The 21,156-nt window shown below is 39.2% G+C and carries 26 protein-coding genes; 19 read left to right on the top strand and 7 right to left on the bottom strand.

Annotation, left to right across the window (positions count from 1 at the left end):
* The first annotated feature begins 36 nt into the window (after positions 1-36).
* The 9 genes from SG0102_RS13505 to SG0102_RS13465 all read left to right on the top strand — a co-directional run bounded on the left by SG0102_RS13505 (position 37) and on the right by SG0102_RS13465 (position 6,156).
* Positions 37-1,179 carry a sigma-70 family RNA polymerase sigma factor gene (locus SG0102_RS13505; RefSeq protein ID WP_125120424.1) on the top strand — a complete coding sequence of 381 codons (1,143 nt, stop codon included), beginning with the start codon at positions 37-39 and terminating at the stop codon, positions 1,177-1,179.
* A 33-nt stretch (positions 1,180-1,212) separates the two neighbouring features.
* The gene (locus SG0102_RS13500; RefSeq protein WP_148668865.1) at positions 1,213-1,620 is read left to right on the top strand and encodes a hypothetical protein; all 408 of its coding nucleotides are present in this window, start codon (positions 1,213-1,215) and stop codon (positions 1,618-1,620) included.
* A gap of 54 nt (positions 1,621-1,674) precedes the next feature.
* Entirely contained in the window at positions 1,675-2,163 is a 489-nt protein-coding gene (locus SG0102_RS13495) for an RNA polymerase sigma factor (protein WP_125120422.1), read from the top strand.
* Positions 2,156-2,980, top strand: a complete 825-nt coding sequence (locus SG0102_RS13490; RefSeq protein ID WP_125120421.1) for an RsiV family protein — start codon at positions 2,156-2,158, stop codon at positions 2,978-2,980. The genes SG0102_RS13495 and SG0102_RS13490 overlap by 8 nt, the downstream gene beginning before the upstream one ends.
* Positions 2,958-3,542, top strand: a complete 585-nt coding sequence (locus SG0102_RS13485; RefSeq protein ID WP_125120420.1) for an RsiV family protein — start codon at positions 2,958-2,960, stop codon at positions 3,540-3,542. Before SG0102_RS13490 ends, SG0102_RS13485 begins: the two co-directional genes overlap by 23 nt.
* A 67-nt stretch (positions 3,543-3,609) precedes the next feature.
* Positions 3,610-4,203 carry an RsiV family protein gene (locus SG0102_RS13480; protein ID WP_125120419.1) on the top strand — a complete coding sequence of 198 codons (594 nt, stop codon included), beginning with the start codon at positions 3,610-3,612 and terminating at the stop codon, positions 4,201-4,203.
* A 90-nt stretch (positions 4,204-4,293) separates the two neighbouring features.
* Entirely contained in the window at positions 4,294-4,989 is a 696-nt protein-coding gene (locus SG0102_RS13475) for a polysaccharide deacetylase family protein (protein WP_125120418.1), read from the top strand.
* Between the two features lie 535 nt (positions 4,990-5,524).
* Positions 5,525-5,830: a type II toxin-antitoxin system RelB/DinJ family antitoxin gene (locus tag SG0102_RS13470; protein WP_125120417.1), complete on the top strand. Its 306-nt coding sequence runs from the start codon at positions 5,525-5,527 to the stop codon at positions 5,828-5,830.
* Positions 5,827-6,156, top strand: a complete 330-nt coding sequence (locus SG0102_RS13465; RefSeq protein WP_125120416.1) for a type II toxin-antitoxin system RelE/ParE family toxin — start codon at positions 5,827-5,829, stop codon at positions 6,154-6,156. The genes SG0102_RS13470 and SG0102_RS13465 overlap by 4 nt, the downstream gene beginning before the upstream one ends.
* Here SG0102_RS13465 and SG0102_RS15895 read toward each other — a convergent pair.
* The 5 genes from SG0102_RS15895 to asnA all read right to left on the bottom strand — a co-directional run bounded on the left by SG0102_RS15895 (position 6,111) and on the right by asnA (position 10,563).
* Positions 6,111-6,659: a tyrosine-type recombinase/integrase gene (locus SG0102_RS15895; protein WP_125120415.1), complete on the bottom strand. Its 549-nt coding sequence runs from the start codon at positions 6,657-6,659 to the stop codon at positions 6,111-6,113. The two genes, SG0102_RS13465 and SG0102_RS15895, sit on opposite strands and share 46 nt — an antisense overlap.
* Positions 6,660-6,673: 14 nt before the next feature.
* The gene (locus SG0102_RS15890) at positions 6,674-7,129 is read right to left on the bottom strand and encodes a tyrosine-type recombinase/integrase (protein ID WP_269461221.1); all 456 of its coding nucleotides are present in this window, start codon (positions 7,127-7,129) and stop codon (positions 6,674-6,676) included.
* A gap of 324 nt (positions 7,130-7,453) precedes the next feature.
* Complete coding sequence (gene eno, locus SG0102_RS13450; RefSeq protein ID WP_125120413.1) at positions 7,454-8,743, bottom strand: phosphopyruvate hydratase; 1,290 nt, start codon at positions 8,741-8,743, stop codon at positions 7,454-7,456.
* A 280-nt stretch (positions 8,744-9,023) separates the two neighbouring features.
* Positions 9,024-9,503, bottom strand: a complete 480-nt coding sequence (locus tag SG0102_RS13445; RefSeq protein WP_125120412.1) for a DUF4256 domain-containing protein — start codon at positions 9,501-9,503, stop codon at positions 9,024-9,026.
* 43 nt (positions 9,504-9,546) lie between these two features.
* Entirely contained in the window at positions 9,547-10,563 is a 1,017-nt protein-coding gene (asnA, locus tag SG0102_RS13440) for an aspartate--ammonia ligase (protein ID WP_125120411.1), read from the bottom strand.
* Positions 10,564-10,846: 283 nt separating this feature from the next.
* Here asnA and thrC point away from each other — a divergent pair, with 283 nt between their 5' ends.
* From thrC to SG0102_RS13390, 10 genes are all read left to right on the top strand, one after another.
* Positions 10,847-12,331 carry a threonine synthase gene (thrC, locus tag SG0102_RS13435; RefSeq protein ID WP_125120410.1) on the top strand — a complete coding sequence of 495 codons (1,485 nt, stop codon included), beginning with the start codon at positions 10,847-10,849 and terminating at the stop codon, positions 12,329-12,331.
* 1 nt (position 12,332) lies between these two features.
* A complete protein-coding gene (gene thrB, locus SG0102_RS13430) occupies positions 12,333-13,229 on the top strand; it encodes a homoserine kinase (RefSeq protein WP_125120409.1) in 897 nt (298 codons plus the stop codon).
* A gap of 85 nt (positions 13,230-13,314) precedes the next feature.
* On the top strand, positions 13,315-13,731 hold the full coding sequence (gene pth2, locus SG0102_RS13425; protein ID WP_125120408.1) for an aminoacyl-tRNA hydrolase: 417 nt from the start codon (positions 13,315-13,317) through the stop codon (positions 13,729-13,731).
* Between the two features lie 9 nt (positions 13,732-13,740).
* Entirely contained in the window at positions 13,741-14,502 is a 762-nt protein-coding gene (locus SG0102_RS13420) for a histidinol-phosphatase (RefSeq protein WP_125120407.1), read from the top strand.
* Between the two features lie 115 nt (positions 14,503-14,617).
* Complete coding sequence (locus SG0102_RS13415; RefSeq protein ID WP_125120406.1) at positions 14,618-14,866, top strand: hypothetical protein; 249 nt, start codon at positions 14,618-14,620, stop codon at positions 14,864-14,866.
* 13 nt (positions 14,867-14,879) lie between these two features.
* Complete coding sequence (locus tag SG0102_RS13410; protein ID WP_125120405.1) at positions 14,880-16,100, top strand: hypothetical protein; 1,221 nt, start codon at positions 14,880-14,882, stop codon at positions 16,098-16,100.
* 15 nt (positions 16,101-16,115) lie between these two features.
* Entirely contained in the window at positions 16,116-16,997 is an 882-nt protein-coding gene (locus SG0102_RS13405; protein WP_125120404.1) for an alpha/beta hydrolase, read from the top strand.
* The gene (locus SG0102_RS13400; RefSeq protein WP_125120403.1) at positions 16,997-18,028 is read left to right on the top strand and encodes a family 1 glycosylhydrolase; all 1,032 of its coding nucleotides are present in this window, start codon (positions 16,997-16,999) and stop codon (positions 18,026-18,028) included. Before SG0102_RS13405 ends, SG0102_RS13400 begins: the two co-directional genes overlap by 1 nt.
* Entirely contained in the window at positions 18,025-18,375 is a 351-nt protein-coding gene (locus SG0102_RS13395) for a hypothetical protein (protein ID WP_125120402.1), read from the top strand. The genes SG0102_RS13400 and SG0102_RS13395 overlap by 4 nt, the downstream gene beginning before the upstream one ends.
* A gap of 113 nt (positions 18,376-18,488) precedes the next feature.
* The gene (locus SG0102_RS13390; protein ID WP_125120401.1) at positions 18,489-18,971 is read left to right on the top strand and encodes a QueT transporter family protein; all 483 of its coding nucleotides are present in this window, start codon (positions 18,489-18,491) and stop codon (positions 18,969-18,971) included.
* Positions 18,972-18,994: 23 nt separating this feature from the next.
* On the opposite strand, the gene SG0102_RS13385 is transcribed toward SG0102_RS13390, so the two are convergent.
* Complete coding sequence (locus tag SG0102_RS13385) at positions 18,995-19,405, bottom strand: DUF5684 domain-containing protein (RefSeq protein WP_125120400.1); 411 nt, start codon at positions 19,403-19,405, stop codon at positions 18,995-18,997.
* Between the two features lies 1 nt (position 19,406).
* Positions 19,407-21,143 carry an aminopeptidase P family protein gene (locus SG0102_RS13380; protein ID WP_179951172.1) on the bottom strand — a complete coding sequence of 579 codons (1,737 nt, stop codon included), beginning with the start codon at positions 21,141-21,143 and terminating at the stop codon, positions 19,407-19,409.
* Positions 21,144-21,156 lie beyond the last annotated feature (13 nt).

The following is a 21,156-nucleotide window of genomic DNA, read 5'->3' as shown; positions in this document are numbered from 1 at the left end:
AATGATAAAATGAAACCATAAGAGGAGTGATGAAATATGGTACTGAGTGATATTGAAAAAGCTATTGATGACTATGCGGAAAGACATAATAACCAATTAACGGCGCAAAACGTTGATTACATTTTAGAAAAATATGATTTAGATGATGATGTTTCATCACAGCTGATTGATTATATTATTGACAAAGGGTATTTGCAGGGATCGGATTTCAATCTTGGAGAAGACGAGATGGATGATGAGGCAAGTGATGAGACTGATGATCTTGACTTTGATGTAGATTTATCCGTTGATGATATTCATGATGACAAGAAGGTTTATACGCCGGACTATCAGATGAGTCAGGAAGTCAAGACCAGTGATAACGTTAAAAACTACTTGAGTGCGATTGGGGAATACCCATTATTATCACATGATCAGGAAGTAGCTTTAGGCAAACGCATCCAGCAGGGCGATAAGAAAGCGAAAGATGAATTGATTAATGCCAACTTACGTTTGGTGGTTTCGATTGCGAAACGTTACCGTGGCCGTGGCTTGGCTTTGATGGACCTGATTCAGGAAGGCAATATCGGTTTAGAGCGAGCAGCGGAAAAGTATAATCCGGATATGGGTTTTAAGTTTTCAACGTATGCGACCTGGTGGATCAAACAGGCGATGACACGCGCCATCGCTGATAGCGGGCGCACGATTCGTATTCCGGTACATATGTTTGAAAACATTAATAAGGCCAAAAAGGTGCAGCGTGACTTAGCGCAGAAGTTAAGCCGTGAACCAACAGAAAAGGAATTAGCCACGGCTTTAGGAGTGAGTGAAGAAAAGGTTCGTAAGCTTTTAGACCTGTCACTAGAACCAACATCATTAGAAACACCGGTTGGAGATGAAGAAGATTCTTCTTTAGGGGATTTCATTTCTGATGATAATACCATTTCTCCAACGCAGTTTACGGATAATGAAGCGTTAAAAGATGAAATGGATGAAGCGCTCAAACGTTTGGATCCCCGTGAAGAACAGGTTATTCGGATGCGTTTTGGCTTAGATGGACAAAATCCTCAGACTTTAGAAGAAGTGGGGAAAGAATTTAATGTCACCCGGGAACGTATTCGTCAGATTGAAGCGAAAGCATTACGTAAATTACGTCGCTTTGCGAAGGGACAATTACATGATTTCTTGAATGTACAGTAAGATCTGCAGTTTTTGCAGATCTTTTTGTCACCTTTGATGATCTCTATGTCTCTTATAAGTGTAAGGGCTAGGAAAGAAAAACTTTACAGAAGTTTGTCACCAAATGCTGGTGGAGCTGCTCTTATAAGTGTAAGGGCTAGGAAAGAAAAACTTTACAGAAGTTTGTCACCAAATGCTGGTGGAGCTGCTCTTATAAGTGAAGACGAGAGAAGTCTTTACGGAGTTAAAAAACTTTATAAAAGTTTGTCACCAAAGGCTGGTGAAGCTGCTCTTATAAGTGAAGACGAGAGAAGTCTTTACGGAGTTAAAAAACTTTATAAAAGTTTGTCACCAAAGGCTGGTGAAGCTGCTCTTATAAGTGAAGACGAAAAGAAGTCTTTACAAGTGATGCAAAAATTTTCGGCGAAGATGAAAAAGTTTGTCACCTTTCCGCAAATATAGAGCTCTATAAATTGGAAACATCAGATGATTGTCTGATGAAGGGAGAAACATGAAATGCAGATGTTGTTAAGAGATCGCTGGTTTAGCAAGCAGGCCAAAGCTTTACAGGATGGCTTGTATGTCACCGCTTTAAGCATTTTGAGAAATGAAAGTGATGCGGAAGATGCGGTGCAGAATGCAGTGATGAAGGCTTATAAAAATCTTGATGCGTTATCATCGAAAGATAAGTTTAAGCCATGGATCTTTAGAATTCTAAAGAATGAATGTTACAGAATCATCAAACTCAGGAATCTGAGTTTAGATGATGAAATCGAAATAGAGGATCCCCACAGTGATATTGATCATGAACAGAATATGACAGTTTGGGATGCGGTTAATAAATTAGATCGTAAATATCGGGAAGTGGTGGTTCTCTACTACTATCAGGGATTGAAGATTCCTGACATTGCAGAAGCCTTAGAAATTAGTCGTGATAATGTTAAACAGCGATTATCACGCGCCAGGAAAGAATTAAAAAGCGATTTGGAGGGTTATTATGGATAAGTTTGATCGCCAGCTGCAAAAGGATTTACGCGCTCACGCACCGCAGATGAGTACGAGCGGTAAGCGCAAGTTTGAGGCAGCTTTGCCACATAAGAAAAAACATTATAAAGGATTAGTGATCGCGGTCTTTGCCTTAGTATTATTCGTCCTGCCTAATATCAATGCGAGTGTTGCTCAGCATTTATATGATCTGCCGGTCGTTGGTGAGATCTTCAAGGTGACATCAATTTATCACTATCAGGATGATAATACGGATGTAAATATTCCGCAGGTCAAGAAACATTCACAGAGCGTGACTTATATCAATAAATCAGTGAAAGAATGGACGACGCAGGCCTTAAGTGAATTCAAGAAAGCTGTTGGCAATGCGAAGAATGCATCTTTAAAGATAGATTATAAGGTTGTCACCAACAACAAATACTGGTTTACCTTAAAGGTAGAATCATTGACGACAGCAGCCGATAGCGACCGTAAAGTATACTATTACAACATTGATAAAGCAACCGGTAAAACAGTAACGATCAAAGACTTATTTAAACAAGGGTATGATTATAAGAAGGTGATCAATAGCTCTGTTTTAAAAGTGATCAATAGTGATACCAAAGGACAGTATTTTAAAGAAGGTGATGATTTAGTAACTCCATTCAAGACAATTGATCAGAATACACAATTTTATATCAATAACAAACATCAGCTGGTGATGGTATTCCAGCAGGGAGACATTGGACCAATGAGTTCAGGCACTCCAGAATTTACAATTTCCACCAAAACAGTAATGAAAGGACTTAAAGAACATGTTAAAAAAATTATTTATTAGTACCGTAGCCGCTATGGTTATTGGCGCCCCAGTCGTGCATGCAGCGACACACTCATACAAAGTAAGCTCACAAAATACCAATACGAAGCAGGTTACAATGAAAGTGCCAACGGTGAAAGGTTATGGCACCGCTGCGATGAATAAGCAGATCCAGGCTTTTCAGAAAGCCCAGTACCAGGATTATAAGAAAACATTCAAAGGCTCTAAGTACGCGTCTTACGACTTTAACTATAAAGTGCTTACCAACAACAAAAAGTATTTAGCTTTGCAGGTTTCTTCGACTGTAACCGCCGGTGATAGTGCAACGGTTTCAAAGTATTACACCTTAAATAAAGATACCGGTAAACAGGTGACGTTAGCGTCTCTTTATGGTAAAGGCAAAGATTATAAGAAGATCATTAATAAAGCTGTCAAGAAACAGGCCAAAGGGACGTCTTTCAAATCTATTAATAAAGAAACAAAGTTCTATGTTAATAAGCACAATAAATTAGTGCTTACCTTTGATGAAGGAGAAATCGCTCCTTACAGCGAGGGTGCATTAAGTTATACCGTTAATATTTAAAAGGGACGCAGCGGTCATTGTGGGTAAAAGATGACCGCTGCATACATGAAATTGAGGAGGATTGAATATGATGAAGAAATTATTAGGATCAGCGGTTGTCGTAGCAACAATGTTTGCCGGACCAGCTGCAGCTAATGCGGCGGTCAGTCACAGTTACAGTATTACCCCAACGACATTTAATAAAGGCAATAACGTGGCCATGATGATGCCCGTCTTAAAAGGCAGTCATACCGCAAGTGTTAATAAGCAGATCAAAGCTTTTAATAAACAGACCTACAAAGCTTTTGTGAAAGACTATGGAAAGTCAAAACATGCGGCTTATGACTTTGGTTATACCGTTCTCACAAATAATAATAAGTATCTCTCACTAAAAGTCACCGCCACCACCACGGCTGGGGACTCAGCTTCACAGTCACGTTATTACACGATCAATAAATTATATGGCAGACAGGTGAATATGAAGGACCTGTTTAAGAAAAAAGATTTCAAAGTGATGGTTAATAAAGCTATCAAGAAACAGGCGAAAGGAACGTCATTTACTTCTGTTAATACGAAGACGAACTTCTATATGAATAAGCATAATAAACTGGTGGTCGTCTTTGATGAAGGACAGATCGCGCCTTACAGCCAGGGTGAACTACAGTATACAGTGAATATTTAAAAGGATTGAAGCAGTCATCATGGGCAAAAGATGATTGCTTAGGGATGTATCAAAACAGACATAAAAAAATGAATTTTTGGAGGCAATAAAATGATGAAAAAAATGATGATCAGTGCCATGGCCGCGATGATGCTTATGGCCCCGCAAACAGCGCTGGCTAAGACACAAAAGACAGTGTATCTAACATTTGATGACGGACCATCTCGCAACACGTTAAAAGTCTTAAATATTTTAGATAAAAATCATGTTAAAGGGACATTCTTTGTGACTGGTCAGCAGCCTCAGTGTTTCCCTTATATTAAGATGATGGCACAAAAAGGGCATGCCATTGGTCTTCATACGTATTCTCATAACTATGCAAAGGTTTATGCCTCTGTTAATGCTTTTAATAAGGATTTAGATCAAATTCAGAAAGTTGTAGTCAAAGAAACTGGACATCAGTCTAAATTAGTCCGTTTCCCTGGTGGCACAAACAATACGGTTTCTCGTCATTATGGCTATAAAGTGATGACTAAACTGACGCGATCAATGAATGCTCAAGGGTATAACTATATTGACTGGAATGTGGAAACAGGTGATGCGACGGGGCGTCCATTATCACCTACACAGCTCGCTAAAAATGCTTGTGTACCAATGAAGAACGTTGTCATTTTAATGCATGATACGTCCGCTAAAGATAACACAGTTAAAGCTTTGCCAATGATCATTCAGTATTATAAAGATCGTGGCTACACCTTTAAAAAGGTGAATGCCAATACCAGATGCCGTTTTAAACCAGCAAACTAAGATGCATATATAACGATAGAGCTATTCTATCGTTATTTTTAATTTCTGACCACTTATCGCCAGCTACTTTGAGGACTCATTAATAAGAAACATCTGGAACTTTAGAGGCCGTGTTTCTTTTCTCTCGCAATAAACTGAGAAAGATATTCACATGACATAGATCAGCTGTTAAACGCCAATGACTGATGAGACCGATCAAAGAAAGCCCTGTAGTCGCAAAGATAGGTATAGCCGTTTACGAAACTGCAAACTGCTATAAAATAAATGGTTTTCGCATCAATAGGATTGAATTCCTGTGTAGGTTTTCAAAAACAGATACACTCACAGAATAAGCCAATGCCTACTGACCGTATTTAAGTGAATCTTTTTGCAATTGTCCCTAATATTTTGTGATACTGCATAATCTCCTTAACCATAAATATCGCCTCCCTAGATGTAAATATAATAAATGCACAAAATAATCTCCAAATAATCTATCCAAATGCTTGCGATTGCAAGCAAAAGCAAATATAATAAAGAAAAAGGAGGCGATACTATGGCAAATACATCCGTTGTCTATGCAAGAATAGATACTAATCTCAAGGATAATGCCGAAAGCATTCTTTCTCAGCTTGGCATTTCTCCATCCAGTGCAATTCAGATGCTTTATAGCCAGATCGTACTGAAAAAAGGTATGCCGTTTGAATTGAAACTTCCTTCTTCTAAGCCATTAGCTGTTGGTGCAATGACCAGAGAAGAACTTGATGCAGAACTCCAAAAGGGTGTTGATTCCATCAAAGCAGGAAAGGTATATTCTGCAGATGAAGTCGATGCGGTACTTGCAAAGGAGTTTGGCATATGACGGATAGCTACAATGTCGGCTATTCTGTAGATGCACTTGGTGATTTACGTGAAATCTATTCATATATTGCGAATGAACTTCTTGTTCCGGAGACAGCCGCAGCTCAGATGAGGCGCATACGAAAGGAAGTTCGTTCATTGGATTTCATGCCAGCTCGTTATACGTTAGTTGAATGGGAGCCTTGGCATTCGATGAAAATGCATCAGCTTCCGGTAGACAACTTTATTGTGTATTATCTTGTCGATGATAAGGAGAGGACTGTTACAGTAGCACGAATATTCTACGGTGGACGAGATATCGAAGGAATTATTAATTCAAATAGATAAACAGAAGAGGAGCTTTTTGTGTTTATGTTAAGTAGGTTCTCTAAGAAATTTATCAGCTCTCCTGTTTTAAGTTCATCATATTTATTATTTATCTGAATATTTGCTGCAGCTTTCTCAATATCTTCTTTGATTTTTCCTAAATTTGGGGTTGCATAGAATTGAGTGGTTTCAATGCTGGCATGACCTAAAAACATTTTGATCTCATAGAGATCTACACCTTCATCGAGAAGATGTGTTGCCTTTGAATGTCTGATCATATGTGGATGAATATGTTCAGGAAGAGCATTAGGATAGATTTCATTCACACCTTTTTTCCAGCTGTTTATCATATAATTGATTGCAAATCTTGTATAAGGTGCGTGCTGCTGTGAATAGAATAGATAGCCAAGTCCATCCCAGTCCACATAATCATCACCTTTTAAATAACATGTTATCATCGTGCTAAGATCTTTAGAGATCGGCAGTCTGCGCACTTTGTTTCCTTTGCGATGGAGTACAATCATTGAGTGCTCTTTGTCTAATCTAATCTAAGATCAGAAACATGGATAGAAATCAATTCACTCACTCGGGCGCCTGTCTCATAAAGAACAGAAAACAGGAGAAGTTCCTTCATACTTCTGTATTCTTTTAAATATTCAATCAAAATCGTTATTTGATCCATATCCAAATATGCTATCATTCTGTTGGAACCTTTCTTAGCGTCTAATCCGATAATGCTTGAGCATGTATAAATCATTGATGGTGACTTTTTTGAAACATACTTATAGAAAGACTTTATTGCGGCTAGACGCTGGTTCCTTGTAGATATACTTATATTTCTGGTCTTTTCCATCCATTCAAGATATTCTATTATAACTTCTGAATTAATATCATCGCATTCAATCCGATCTGGATTCATTCCCATTTCCTCATATAGAAAATCTAATAAGAGCTTAAATGCCGTTGTATAAGACTTTACGGTATTATGAGACACCTTTAAAATCAGTGATGGTATTTTTCGTCTGCCATCAAAATAGAGGGAATAGTTTCCTTGCAAAGCGTTTTAAGCTTTGCATAAGAAATCTGGCTTTCATCGATATACGCATAAAGAAGACTCTGCAGCATAACTTCTAAATCGTAGCCTTTTTAAATACTTACTTAAATCTGATTCTTTCATATCTTGATGATACCAAAAAAAGCGAAGGAATAATGAATATTCCAACGCTTTTTTATTTTAGAGGATTAACGAAAAATGTAGATTTTGGATAATTCTAAGAAATGCCTTGATTTACATTATTTCGTGATGGCCCCTACGTGTTTATTTGTTTAACTGGTAGAATGATTTTACACCAAGATATTTAGACTGGTTGCCTAAAGTATCTTCGATACGTAATAACTGGTTGTATTTTGCAATACGGTCTGTTCTTGAAGCAGAACCTGTCTTGATCTGACCAGCATTTGTACCAACAGCGATATCAGCGATTGTCGTATCTTCTGTTTCTCCTGAACGGTGTGAAACGATTGCTGTATAGCCAGCTTCTTTAGCCATTTCGATAGCTTCTAATGTTTCTGTTAAAGTACCGATCTGGTTAACTTTGATTAAGATCGCATTGGCATCACCACGTTCAATACCTTTCGCTAAACGTTTTGTATTGGTAACGAAGAAGTCATCACCAACAAGCTGAACTTTGTTGCCTAACTTTTCAGTTAAGTAATCCCAGCCATCCCAGTCATCTTCTGCTAAACCATCTTCAATAGAAATGATTGGATATTTATCAACTAATGTTTCTAAGAAATCAACGAATTCCTTAGAATCGAATGATTTACCACCTTCACCAGCTAAGACATATTTACCGTCTTTGTAGAATTCACTAGAAGCAACGTCCATGGCGATCTTAACATCTTCACCTGGTTTATAGCCAGCTTTTTCAATAGCTTCTAAGATAACCTGAATCGCTTCTTCATTTGAATCTAAGTTAGGAGCGAAACCACCTTCATCACCAACGGCAGTATTCATGCCTTTGCCTTTTAAAACGGCTTTTAAGTTGTGGAAGACTTCGGCACCCATACGGATCGCTTCTTTGAAAGTAGAAGCACCAACAGGCATGATCATGAATTCCTGGAAATCAACGTTGTTATCAGCATGTTCACCACCATTGATGATGTTCATCATTGGTGTTGGGATGACATGTGCATTAGCCCCGCCGATATATTTATAAAGTGGTAAACGTAATGAATCAGCGGCTGCTTTGGCAACGGCTAAGGAAACACCTAAGATGGCATTAGCACCTAAACGACCTTTGTTTTCAGTACCATCTAAAGCAATCATTGCTTCATCGATCGCACGCTGTTCAAAGACATCAAAGCCAACGATCTTTTCTCTGATTTCAGTATTGACATTGTTAACGGCTTTAGTAACACCTTTGCCTAAGTAACGAGATTTATCACCATCTCTTAATTCTACAGCTTCATGAACACCAGTAGAGGCACCACTAGGTACGATCGCACGACCGAAAGCTCCGCTTTCCGTAGTGACTTCAACTTCTACAGTAGGGTTCCCACGTGAGTCAAGTACTTCTCTTGCATAAATTTTCTGAATTAAATCCATAATTTTGTCCTCCTCATCGACATATATCTATTCACCCACTAATTCAGTAGGTTTTCTTTACAACTCTTACTTTACATACTTTTTGAAATCTTCGCAATCAATATGCATTTAAAGTTGTTATGGAAATTTTCACTCCTGATGGTAGGCAGGAGGAAAGCTGATCTATAGCGGTTAGTATTCTCTAACCAATGCCATAATAACATATGAAAAATAATCCTGCAAAAGATATGCTCACTTATTTTCGGGAAGTTTTCTCTCAAATGCTAAAGAAGCCATAGGATTATTTAATCAATAAACAGCAACGGAAACCACGCGTTGCATAATAGGCATCAGCACCATTATAAAAGATAAAAGCACGGCCATATTTATAGCTGCCAAATAAGGCACCACCTAATTCTCTGATCGAGGAAGGGGTAGCGATCCAGCTTTGGCTTTTTTCATCTAAAGGTGCAAGTGACTGCATATACATATACATGTCTTCATCAACTAAGGAAAGACCATGTTTTTGTGCTTCTTCCATCGCACTGGTGATCGGCGGGTTCTTCTTGCGTTGGACTCTTGCTTCTTTGTCATAACAGACAGAGCGACGCGAAGGGGATTCATGTGAGAAGTCAACAAGATAGAGATGTCCCTGATAGGCTAAGACATCGGGGTCTTCAAGATAGGCGAGCGTTGCTGGATCGATGAGATTTTTAATATCATCATAACTTATGCCAGGATGACGCTGAGGATGGGCTATAAAATTGTCTTTAAAAGGCATTGTGATTCCTCCTTGTAAATAAAAAAGCTATATAAAATAGCTTTTATAATAAGTGAACACCTTTTTCTTCACAGGTCTTTAATGTATCCTGATCCCATAAAGAAGCCTGGACTTCACCAATATGACATTTTCTTAAAAAGAACATGCAGAGACGTGACTGACCAATTCCGCCACCGATTGATAATGGTAAAACACCATTGATGATATTCTGATGGAATGGTAAAGAAAGACGTTCATTGGCATGAACTTTTTCAAGCTGTGCTTTTAAACTGTCGGCATCGACACGGATCCCCATAGATGAAAGTTCTAATGCCTGATCGAGCACTTTGTTGTAGACAAGAATGTCACAGTTTAAGGCCCAGTCATCATAATCAGGAGCACGGCCATCATGTTTTGTTCCATTAGAAAGGAGATCACCAATTTGCATAATGCAAACAGCTTTGTGCTGTTTGACAATCTTATTTTCTCTTTCTTTTGGCGTATCATCAGGATAAAGATCGAGTAATTCCTGAGTGGTTATAAAAGTGATCTCTTCTGGTAAGATTGGTTCTCCTAACTGTGGATAATGTCTTAACATTGTGAATTCCACATCTAAGAGAGCACGATAGATTTTACGGACAGTTTTCTTTAAGAAATCAAGGTTACGATCTTCTTTGGTAATAACCATTTCCCAGTCCCACTGATCGACATACATCGAATGAATGTTGTCGAGATCTTCATCACGACGAATGGCATTCATATCGGTATAAAGACCAGTATGGGCTTCAAAGTGATATCTGTGGAGGGCGTCTCTCTTCCACTTTGCTAAAGAATGGATGATTTCAATTTCATCATCATCATTTAATGAGGGTGCTTTGAACGCTACGGGACGTTCAACACCGTTTAGGTTATCGTTTAAACCTGTATTCTTTAATAAGAATAATGGTGCCGAAACACGGGTTAAACGTAACTGTTCTGCTAATCTTCTTTCAAAAGTATCTTTGATCATTTTTACCGCAACTTCGGTTTCGATTAGATCAAGCGGTGACTGATAATGATCAGGAATTGTTAATGTATTCATAGTTCCTCCTTATGTGCAAGGCCATTATATAGGAAGGGAGAGCGAATGGCAAGAATGTTCGAAGGACATTTTTTTGCGTAATCATGAGATTTTTATCGGCTCAGCTTCGCTTTCTAGTATAATAGAAGAAAGAAATGCCATAAAAGATGAAATACAAGAGTGAAATTATGCTTTTAACGAATGTTTAGAAAATATTTTTGTCTTATCATAAAGCAACCTTGTTTTTCATTGACTTGATGGTCTTATTCTAATACAATAAATGCAACATAAGAGGAGGCTTAAAATGGAAAAGTTATACAAGAGTACAAGAGGTCATCAGCAGCCTTTAGATTTCTATACATCAATCTTACAGGGCATCGCTAACGATGGGGGGTTACTGGTGCCAGCATTCCCTTTTGAAAAGAAGGATCTTAATGCATTATTAGATTTAAATTACGTTGATTTAGCAACGGAAGTGATCGGCAGTTTCGTTCCTGAAGATGCTAAAGAAGATATTCGCCGCTGCGCGCAGGGTGCTTACGATTCTGGTTTATTTAAAGAAGGCGTTGTGCCAGTAGTGAAAGCCGGTAATGAATATGTAATGGAATTATTCCAGGGGCCAACCGCTGCCTTCAAAGATTTAGCGTTATCTATCTTACCAAGATTTATGACTTTATCTTTAAAGAAAAAAGGGGAAAACCGCGAAGTTATGATCTTAGCGGCGACCTCTGGTGATACGGGTAAGGCAGCCTTAGAAGGTTTCAAAGATGTGGAAGGGACATGCATTAAAGTGTTCTATCCGATTGATGGGGTCAGTGCTATTCAGAAACAGCAGATGATCACCACCACCGGTTCAAATGTGGAAATTATTGGGATCGAAGGAAACTTCGATGATGCGCAAACAGCCGTGAAGAAGGCTTTTGGTTCAGCAGAATTAAAAGCATTGTGTGATCAGCATGATGTCTTCTTATCAAGTGCGAACTCAATCAATATCGGGCGTCTGATTCCACAAATTGTATACTATTTCCATGCTTATTTAAGCTTAGTCAAACGTGGTGATCTGAAGATGGGTGATGAAGTGAACTTCACTGTACCATCTGGTAACTTTGGGGACTGCTTAGCTGGCTGGATTGCGAAGAACATGGGTGTACCGGTGCATAAATTTATTGTGGCATCGAATAAAAACAAGATCTTAACCGATTTCTTTACGACGGGGGTTTATGATACCCATCGTGAATTCTATAAGACTAATGCTCCAGCGATGGATATTCTTGTCTCAAGTAACTTAGAACGTTTAGTCTGGTTCATGGTTGATGGTGACAGTGAAAAAGTAGATGCATTCTATCATGAATTAAATACCAGTGGTGAATATAAAGTTGATGCGGATACGTTAGCGCGTATTCAAAAAGAATTTACTGCTGGCTATCAGAGTGAAGAAGAAGTATTGGCGAATATCAAAGACTGCTATGAAAAGAATCATTATGTCTTAGATACCCATACAGCCTGCGGTTATGGGGTTTACCAGAACTACGTCAAAGAAACTGGTGATACCACTCCTAATATCTTATTATCAACGGCTTCTCCTTATAAATTCCCAGAATCAGTTTATGAAGCCTTAACTGGTGAAAAAGTGGATGTTTATACAGCTATTGAAAAATTACATGCTTTCACGGGTGTCGAGATTCCTTATCCATTAAAGGGCATTAAAGATCGTGAGATCTTACATAAAGGTGTGATCAAGAGAGATGACATCTTAAAGACGATCGGTGATCGTATTAAGGAGTTATAAGATGTACGTTAAAGTAAGAGTCCCAGCGACGAGTGCCAACTTAGGCCCAGGCTTTGATGTGGCCGGGTTAGCAGTCACTTTATATAATACTTTCACTTTTGAATTAATTGATGAAGGGTTGGAAATTCTTGGCTGCCCAGAGCAGTTTGCCAATCGCGATAATATGACGTTTCAGGCTTTCGATGAAGCTGCGAAAAAGATCGGTTTAGACTATAAAGGTGTACGCATTGTCACTAGTGGTGATGTCCCTTACACCCGCGGTTTAGGCTCTTCTTCCACCTGTATTGTAGCGGGGATTGTCGGCGCTTATGCCTTTAAAGATCGCTATGAGGAGCGCCGTGAGATCCTCAATTTAGCGACGAAGATCGAAGGCCATCCAGATAACGTAGCCCCAGCGATCTTTGGCGGGATGACGGTTTCCGTCATGGAAGATGACTATCAGGTCACGACGTTATCCTTACCTGTTAAACATGACTATCGTTTTGTGGCTTTAATTCCGCCATTTACTTTATCCACTAAAAAAGCCCGTGCGGTTTTACCGGATACTTTAGATCGTAAAGATGCGATTGCGAATGTCTCACATTTAGCTTTGATGGTCGCTTCGATTATCAACGGCTACGATCATGGTTTAAAGTTAGGCTTTAAAGACCGTTTCCATCAGCCTTATCGTGGGAAACTGATTAAAAACTTCTTCCCGATTATGGAAACCTTAGAAAAAGATGAACGCGTCTTAGGGGCTTATTTATCCGGGGCTGGACCAACGATTATGGCCTTGATTCGCGCTGATGATACCAAAGGTGTCGTCCGCATTAAAGAAGAATTAGGTGACTTGATTGAAGGCTGGCGCGTCGAAAAATTAGAATTAGATACCCGCGGCTACACGTGTGATTTCTTATAAAGGTATGAGGATTTTCCTGATACCTTTTTTCTTGATGTCATTTAGAAAAATATGATACAGTAGGGAGCGAAAGAAGGAACATGTTATGTATGAAGCAAAACAAATGATTATTATGCGTCGTGATCTGAAGATGCGTAAAGGCAAAATTGCGGCTCAGGCTTCACATGCCTGCGTGGAAGCCGTCTTAAAAGCCTTAAAACATGAAAACCGCTTTGATCAGCTCACCGAAGTGGATGATTATATGACTTTAGAAACCAATGATGTCACGCCATTAACCCAGTGGTTTCAAAAAGGCGTGGCGAAAGTCTGTGTCTATGTGGATAGTGAGGAAGAACTTTTAGCCTTAAACAAAAAAGCGAAAGAGCTAGGTTATATTACTGCGTTAATCTTAGATGCCGGTTTTACCGAATTCCATGGTCAGCCGACTTATACCTGTATGGCATTAGAGCCACTATATATCGAGGATGCCAATAAGATTACGGGCGATCTGCCATTATACTAGGAGGGCCTTATGAAGAATTATCATACCCATACCCCGCGCTGTCATCATGCCATCGGCAAAGAAGAAGACTATATTTTAAATGCCATGAAAGCTGGTTACACAGAATTAGGTTTTAGTGATCATGCCCCTTGGCATTATGCCTCTGGTTATCATCCAACCATGCGTATGGAAGAGAGTCAGATTGATGATTATGTCTCAATACTATTAGCGCTAAAAGAGAAATACAAAGATCAGATTTCTATTAAAATCGGCTTTGAAGCGGAATACTTTCCCGAAATGCTGGATGGCATGAAACAAGTCCTCAAAGATTATCCCATTGATTATCTGATTTTAGGGCATCACTATAATGAAAGTGATGAATATGGGGAATACTATGGCTTTCCCCAGAAAGATTTAACCACGGTGAAAACGTATGTCCATCAGGTGTTAAGAGCGATGGATACGGGGTTATACAGTTATGTTGCACATCCGGATGTCATTGCCTACGATCAAAAAGATCCTCGTCATTTATTAGAGATGGAAAAGATCTGCGCCAAAGCAAAATTATTAGATATGCCATTAGAATTTAACTTATTAGGCTTTAAAGAAGGCCGTGATTATCCATCGATTCCGTTTTTTGCCTTATGCAAAAAACATGGCAACCGCATTATCATCGGCACGGATGCCCATGAACCAACCGCTTTAAGCGATGTCGCCACTTATAAACAGGCGCGCTTTGTCTTAGATCAGTTAGGCTTAGAAGTTACCGAAGATATTCATTTTTTACGTTAGGGGAGGTTTCTCCCTTTTTTTGTTCATCAAGACTTCATAGGAATATGGCATAATCACAAAGAAAAGTATCAAAGTTGAAGCGCGCATGATATAATGAGAGCCATGAGGTGATATAATGACTGAATTGAAAGACTTAGAAAAAGATCCAGATTTCATCTCGTCTTATGCGATTGTCAGAGATGTTTTCAAAGATGAACTCTACGATTTAAGTGAACAGGATTTTAAAGAGCTGACACAGGAAATTATGTTAACGTGTGAAAGTGTCGGCGGGGATGTGGATGAAGAAAACATCCGTTTCTATGCCCAGGAATATATCAAAAATAATTTCTATTATCGTTTTAAGAAAATAAGAGGCCAGCTTTAAAGGATGATGATGTATGCCATTTAATAAGAAAATCTTAGAACAGTATCTGCAGGAACATAAAAGTTCCTACAACGGCAAATATAAATATATGTCCGGCTATCGCAGCGGCGAACATGACTTCAAATGTCATTACTACATGCTCGATGTCAATTTCCGCCGCATCGATATCTTTGTCGACCTGTCTTATACCGATACCGTTTCCGCCACGTTTTCGGAAAACTTAAATGAACAGGAGAAGCAGCATATCATTAATGACGCGCTGCGTCATGTCATTCATAATGAAAGCTATCCGCGTTTATTACATTATTCGCTTTATGAAAGCTATGTGAATGCATCGGTTCCTTTTGATACACATATGTCGCCAATCGACTATATCAATGTCTTGGAATATATGAAATATCATCATGGCATCAATGCGAAAACAATCGATGAATTTTATAAGATCTTCGTTCCGGCCATGAAACATTTACGTGAACGCAAACGTTATGATGCTTACTTAGAGACCTTAATTCTGTTATTCCAGAATATCCTCTATGAAAATGAATGGGACTCCAACAGCACCAAATATCTCGATACCGAATATCAGTATCACTTATACTATATCCGTGAGATTATTCGGGTGGTCTGTGATCATTTAGAGGATTATTTCTCAACCGCTAAAGAGCGTCTGCTGGAAGTGATTGAACTGTTATGTAAGTGGGAACGATTTACCTTTGCGATCATGACCGACTTTGGCGCTTTAACGTTATCAAATGTCCATGTCATGAATGCAATTATTGCTCATTTAAGAGAAAAACTCGTTCTCTACGATAAAGAGGATGATCGCAATACCAATGTGAATTTAGTATTCTCTTATCTCTATTATATTTACATTAATGATTATGATAACTATTATGGGGTCGTTAAATGTGTCTTCAGACGCATTATGAATAACATGTTATCGTTAGCGGATAGTGATTTAGATTTGGCTTTAGGGAATTCCCTCTTACAAAGTGATGGTTATGGGGTCTTAATCGATCTTTTCAATACCGATTACAATACCTTTATCTTCACTTGTTTCCCCATCAAATCATTCCCCAGTGAATATCGTCCGCAGATCCGTAAGGATTTAGTGGCAGCCATTCGTTTCTTTGCCGGGCGGATGGAAAATGAAAAATATCGTCAGTCATCATTTGAACAGATCGTTAATATTAACCGCTTATTACTTGATAACTTTGGTGACTGGTATAACTAGGAAGGAGATTATTTAATGAAAAAGAGTAAATTAGTATTAGGATCGATCGTGGCAGGCGCTGTGACAGGCGCAGCTGCAATGTACAAAGCAACGGTAGATTTTACCAAAAATATGCTTTATCGTAATGAAATTGAACGTACCAACGTGGATGATTTAGACGTTGATGTCATCCGTCTTAAAAATAGCCGAGGCTTAGTGCTCTATGGTTATTTAAGAAAACATGACAATGCGCAAAGAACGTTAGTAATGTGTCATCGCTTAGGCGAAAATGCCGGCAGTCTCAAAACTGCTGCCCAGGCCTTTGAAAAACTTTTACCAGAAACGAATATTCTTTTATTAGATGCGGCTGCGCATGGCACCAGTGATGGATATATTCGCGGCTTTGGTTATAAAGATGCTGATGATTTAGAAGAATGGAATAATTATCTGATCGAACAGTTTGGCGAAGATATGAAGATTGTCATGTATGGTGAAGGGATGGGCGCCAATACTATCTTAAATGCGTCTGGTTTAGGCAAATTAAAAAATGTCACTGCCATTGTCTCTAATGGCGCTTATGATAATGTCTCAGGATATCTGTCTTATCATATTTTTAAGAAGTATAAAGTAACACCTAAGTTATCGCCAATTGTGATGAAGAATATCTTCAAGAATGAAGCGGGTATGGATATTGCGGATATGGACACGGTCCGTTTAGTGAAGAATAACATGATCCCAACCATTTTCATGCATTCGAAAGAAGATGCGGATGTGCCATTTAGAGATGTCTTTGAACTTTACAACAGCAATGGCGGAAAAGCCGTGCTTTTCCCAATCAAAGAATTACATTTCTATGATATGAACCAGGATGATGATTACTCAAAGATTTTATCGGATTTCTTAAAGGATAACGCCTAATGTATTTTGATACCAAACTCCCCAAAGACCTTCTTTGGGGAGTTTATCTCAATGAGGGATATAGCGATCTCAAAATCCTTAAAGAGATGCATGTGACCGCCTGTCAGATCGCCCTTCATCCTGGTGAAGATCTTCATGCCTTATTACAGACATGTTTACAGGCCCATATCACCCCGATTCTAACCATTTCCTATGGCGATTATTTAAAAGACTTAGGCAACTGGGAAGAACGTTCTATTATTAAGCGTTTTGTCGATTATGTTGAAAAGGTTTATACCGCTTATAAAGATCAGGTTCATCACTTTGTGATCTTTGATCAGCCCCATTTCTTACCCGATACTTCATTATCAAAACTGTATCAGGTCATGCATTATATATTTGTGGCGCAGGCCCAGGCTGTTTTATGTCTCAAAGCGCATGATCCTAGCCTTTGTGTAGGCTCGATGGTTAATGATATCGTCGGCCTGCCGCATGCGCGTCCTCTTGACGCCTTAGCGTTAAGTGATTATAACGAGATTGAAAACTACAGTATGATGGATATTTACGGCTATGGCCGTTATCCGGCTTTGGTGCGCCGTTATCTTGCAAACCAAGATATTCAGTTAGATATGACGCTAAGTGATCGCCAGGTTTTAAAACAGGCGGCTGCTTTGACCGATTTTATGGGTCTGCATTATGAAATGTGCGTCTTAGTCGGCTTTAATTCTTTAAGCGGGAGTTATACTTCAGGAATCTTAGGAGCCTATCAAATCTCTTCGGGCCGTCGTGATCCATTAGGTTTACGTTTAGCGATGCGCACGATGACTTCCCGTTATGACTGTCCAATTCTGATTAATTTTCATCTTAAAGAGCATCAAGGGGATGATGATTTTGATACGATCGATGATTTACGGGAACATGTCAAAGAAATGAAAAAAGCGGTTGGTGATGGCAGTCAGATCTTAGGCTTTATGATCGATCAAACAAGCAGCTTTAAGAAAAGCAGTGCTTATTATAAACAGCTGATCATGTCAAACGGAGAAGAGCTATGAGACAGACGATTTATCCTGCATGCGAATGCTCTTATCATTTTGAAGACTGCACCATCAGTCATCTCACGATCAAAAGACGGACATTAACTTTATCTTTTCTAGCGGGCTTTTATAAAGGAGAGAAGCTAGTAGGCGGAGCGTTACAAATGACCAATCTGCATAAGGATAGTTTTCTCTATTATAAAAAGCGAAAACATAGCTTATCCTCTTTGCATCATTTAGATCTCCATATTGATGGTTTTACTGTCGGGACGGGATATGTGATCATTTTAGGGACAAGCATTTATGGTGAAACCTGTCTTTGCGTCCATCATTTAGGAGAAATAATCATCGAAAGTGTTTCCTAAATCTCTTTTCTATGTTATAGTGACTAAGTCAACTGGTAGTAGTCACCCAGGATAAAAAAACTATCGAAGTGGCTACATGCCGCTTTTTTTAGTTTTTTAGGGGGTATGTAGAAATGAAAAAGATTGACATCCAGACGATTGCCGTCAATGGCATTATCGCCGCTGCTTATGCAGCACTGACATTATTATTAGCGCCGATTTCTTATGGCAGTATCCAGATGCGCATCAGTGAATTAATGATCTTCTTAGCATTTTATAATAAGAAGTATATTCCTGGTTTGGTCTTAGGCTGTTTCTTATCGAACTTAGCCTCACCTTTAGGTGTTTATGATATTGTCTTTGGCACCTGTGCAACGCTTTTAGCGGTCATTGCCATGTGGAAAGTGCAGAACCGTTATTTAGGCGCGTTATTAGGCGGTGTCTTTAATGGTTTAATCGTTGGGGCGGAATTAACTTTAGTCTTTAAGGAATTACCATTCTATCTCAATGCATTCTATGTCTTTGTAGGAGAAGTTGTCATTCTGATGATCGGGGCTATCGTCTTTGGCCTGGTTGAAAAAAATAGTGCTGTCATGAAAGTTCTTCATGCGAAATAAGAAAACGCCACGCAAGTGGCGTTTTAAGCTTGAGGGAGATAAGCATCATCACTGAAGGCGATGATCAAGGAAAAGATTGGGGCTAAGAAAAGCAAACCGAAGCCAAAACCGAGTCCATGGCCAAACTTACGGGCTAAGTTAAAGCTGACCCGCACCGCCTGAACAAGGAAAATCAGCATCAGCACGCTGCCTAAAATAGACATCATCTCACTAAAAGCGATAGTCGCATAAGATAAGCAGAAAGCGCCTAGATAGCCAAAGAGGGATGTTACACCGGATAACCCGGCAATTGAAAAGAGCGTCCACGTATTGACAATGGGGATCAGGGATAAAATCCCTGAGCGTCCAGCTTTTTTAAAAATTTTCCACCAGGCGATGATTAATAATAGGGCGATGACCCAGGAATATTGAGAATAATCTGATAAGCCTGGCATTTTAAATAGCCCTTGTATAAATGGCTAGCCATTCCCTTTCTTCCTTCGTTAAATAAGGAGAGATGGTTTTATAAACCTGATCGTGGTAGCTGTTGAGCTGAGCTTTTTCCTGCTCGCTTAAGAGGCTGACATCTAAGCCATCTAAGTCTAATGGCACCATCGTTAATGGGACAAACTTTAAGAACTGACCATAATCAGTTTTTTCCGCTTTGACACAAAGCAGGAGGTTTTCGTGACGAATGCCATGACTGCCTTCAATATACACACCTGGTTCATCAGAAGTGATCATCCCCGGTTCGATTTTAACGCTTTCTTCATCAAATGGACGAATACCTTGTGGTCCTTCATGGACGCTTAAGAAGTGGCCTACGCCATGGCCTGTGCCATGTCTGAAATCTAAACCATAAGCCCATAAAGGCGCGCGGGCTACAGTATCAACGTTGACCCCAGTCATGCCATAGGGGAATTTCAGATTCATTAAGCCTAGCCAGCATTTCGCTACTAAGGTAAAGTCACGCCGTTCTTCGTTTGTCAAATCACCTAAAACAAAGGTGCGGGTAATATCCGTCGTCCCTTCTAAATACTGACCGCCGCTATCAATCATTAATAAGCCTTCAGGCTTAACTACGCTGTTATGTTCCTTAGTAGCCTGATAATGGATAATAGCGCCATTTTCTTTATAGGCACAAATTGTATCAAATGAAGGTTCAATATAATTGACCTGCTCTTTTCTGAAGTCTTGCAGTTTTTGGGCTAAGCTCATTTCTGTATGAGTGCCTTCCTGAATGTTATTTTTCAGGTAATACATAAACTTTGTGACCGCGACACCATCTTTAATATGAGCCCAAGTGGTATTCTTGATTTCGGTTTCATTTTTGATCGCTTTAAACCACTGGGTAGGGTTAGGTTCATCATAGAATTCACAGTTAATATGATTGAAAAGCTGATAGTTAATATGGCTTAAATCAACCAAGAGCGTGCCATTGAGATTGGCGACGTCTTTATAAACATCTTCATAATCTTTAATGATCACGTTGTCTTTGAAATGATCAATGAATTCCTGATCATATGTCCCTTTCTGCAAATACAATGTGGCGGTTGTTTCGTGGACGATCGCAAAGGCGAGGGCAACGGGGGTACATGGAATATCATTTCCGCGGATATTAAAGAGCCAGGCAATATCATCTAATGAGGCAATTAAATGATGATTGATCTCATTGGCATCCATATAATCACGCACCCATTCTAATTTGATCTTATAATCCATGCCATTATAAGTATCATCATATAAATAAACCGCTTCATGAGAGCGCTTTGGACGATCTTTCCAGATATAGCTGAGGTCGACATCTTCAAACTTTAAGTCAAAAGGTAATTCTTCTTCTAAATCAAGAATAAAAGAAGCGTTCATAACCTGACCATCAAAGCCTAAGACATCATCTTCTTCTAAGTGCTGTGCGAGAAATTCACTTAAGGTTGGCACCCCGGGCATACGCATTTTCATGAGTGTAATATCATTTGGCAGCTGCTCCTGTGCCTGCAGGAAATAACGGCCATCCGTCCATAAATAAGCGTCATCCTGACCAACTAAAAGGGTCCCGGCAGAACCGGTAAAGTGGGAGAGGTAACGACGGAACTGATAGAAATCACCAACCATTTCACTCTGATGATCATCATCCGTTGGAATAATGTAATATTTAATATGTCTTTCTTTTAATATTTTCTGTAATTCTTTCATTTTTATCACCTGC

This window comes from Intestinibaculum porci (genome assembly GCF_003925875.1).
GTDB lineage: Bacteria > Bacillota_I > Bacilli_A > Erysipelotrichales > Coprobacillaceae > Intestinibaculum > Intestinibaculum porci.
Note: the sequence above shows the minus strand (reverse complement) of the source record. Positions and strands in the feature narration are given on the sequence as shown.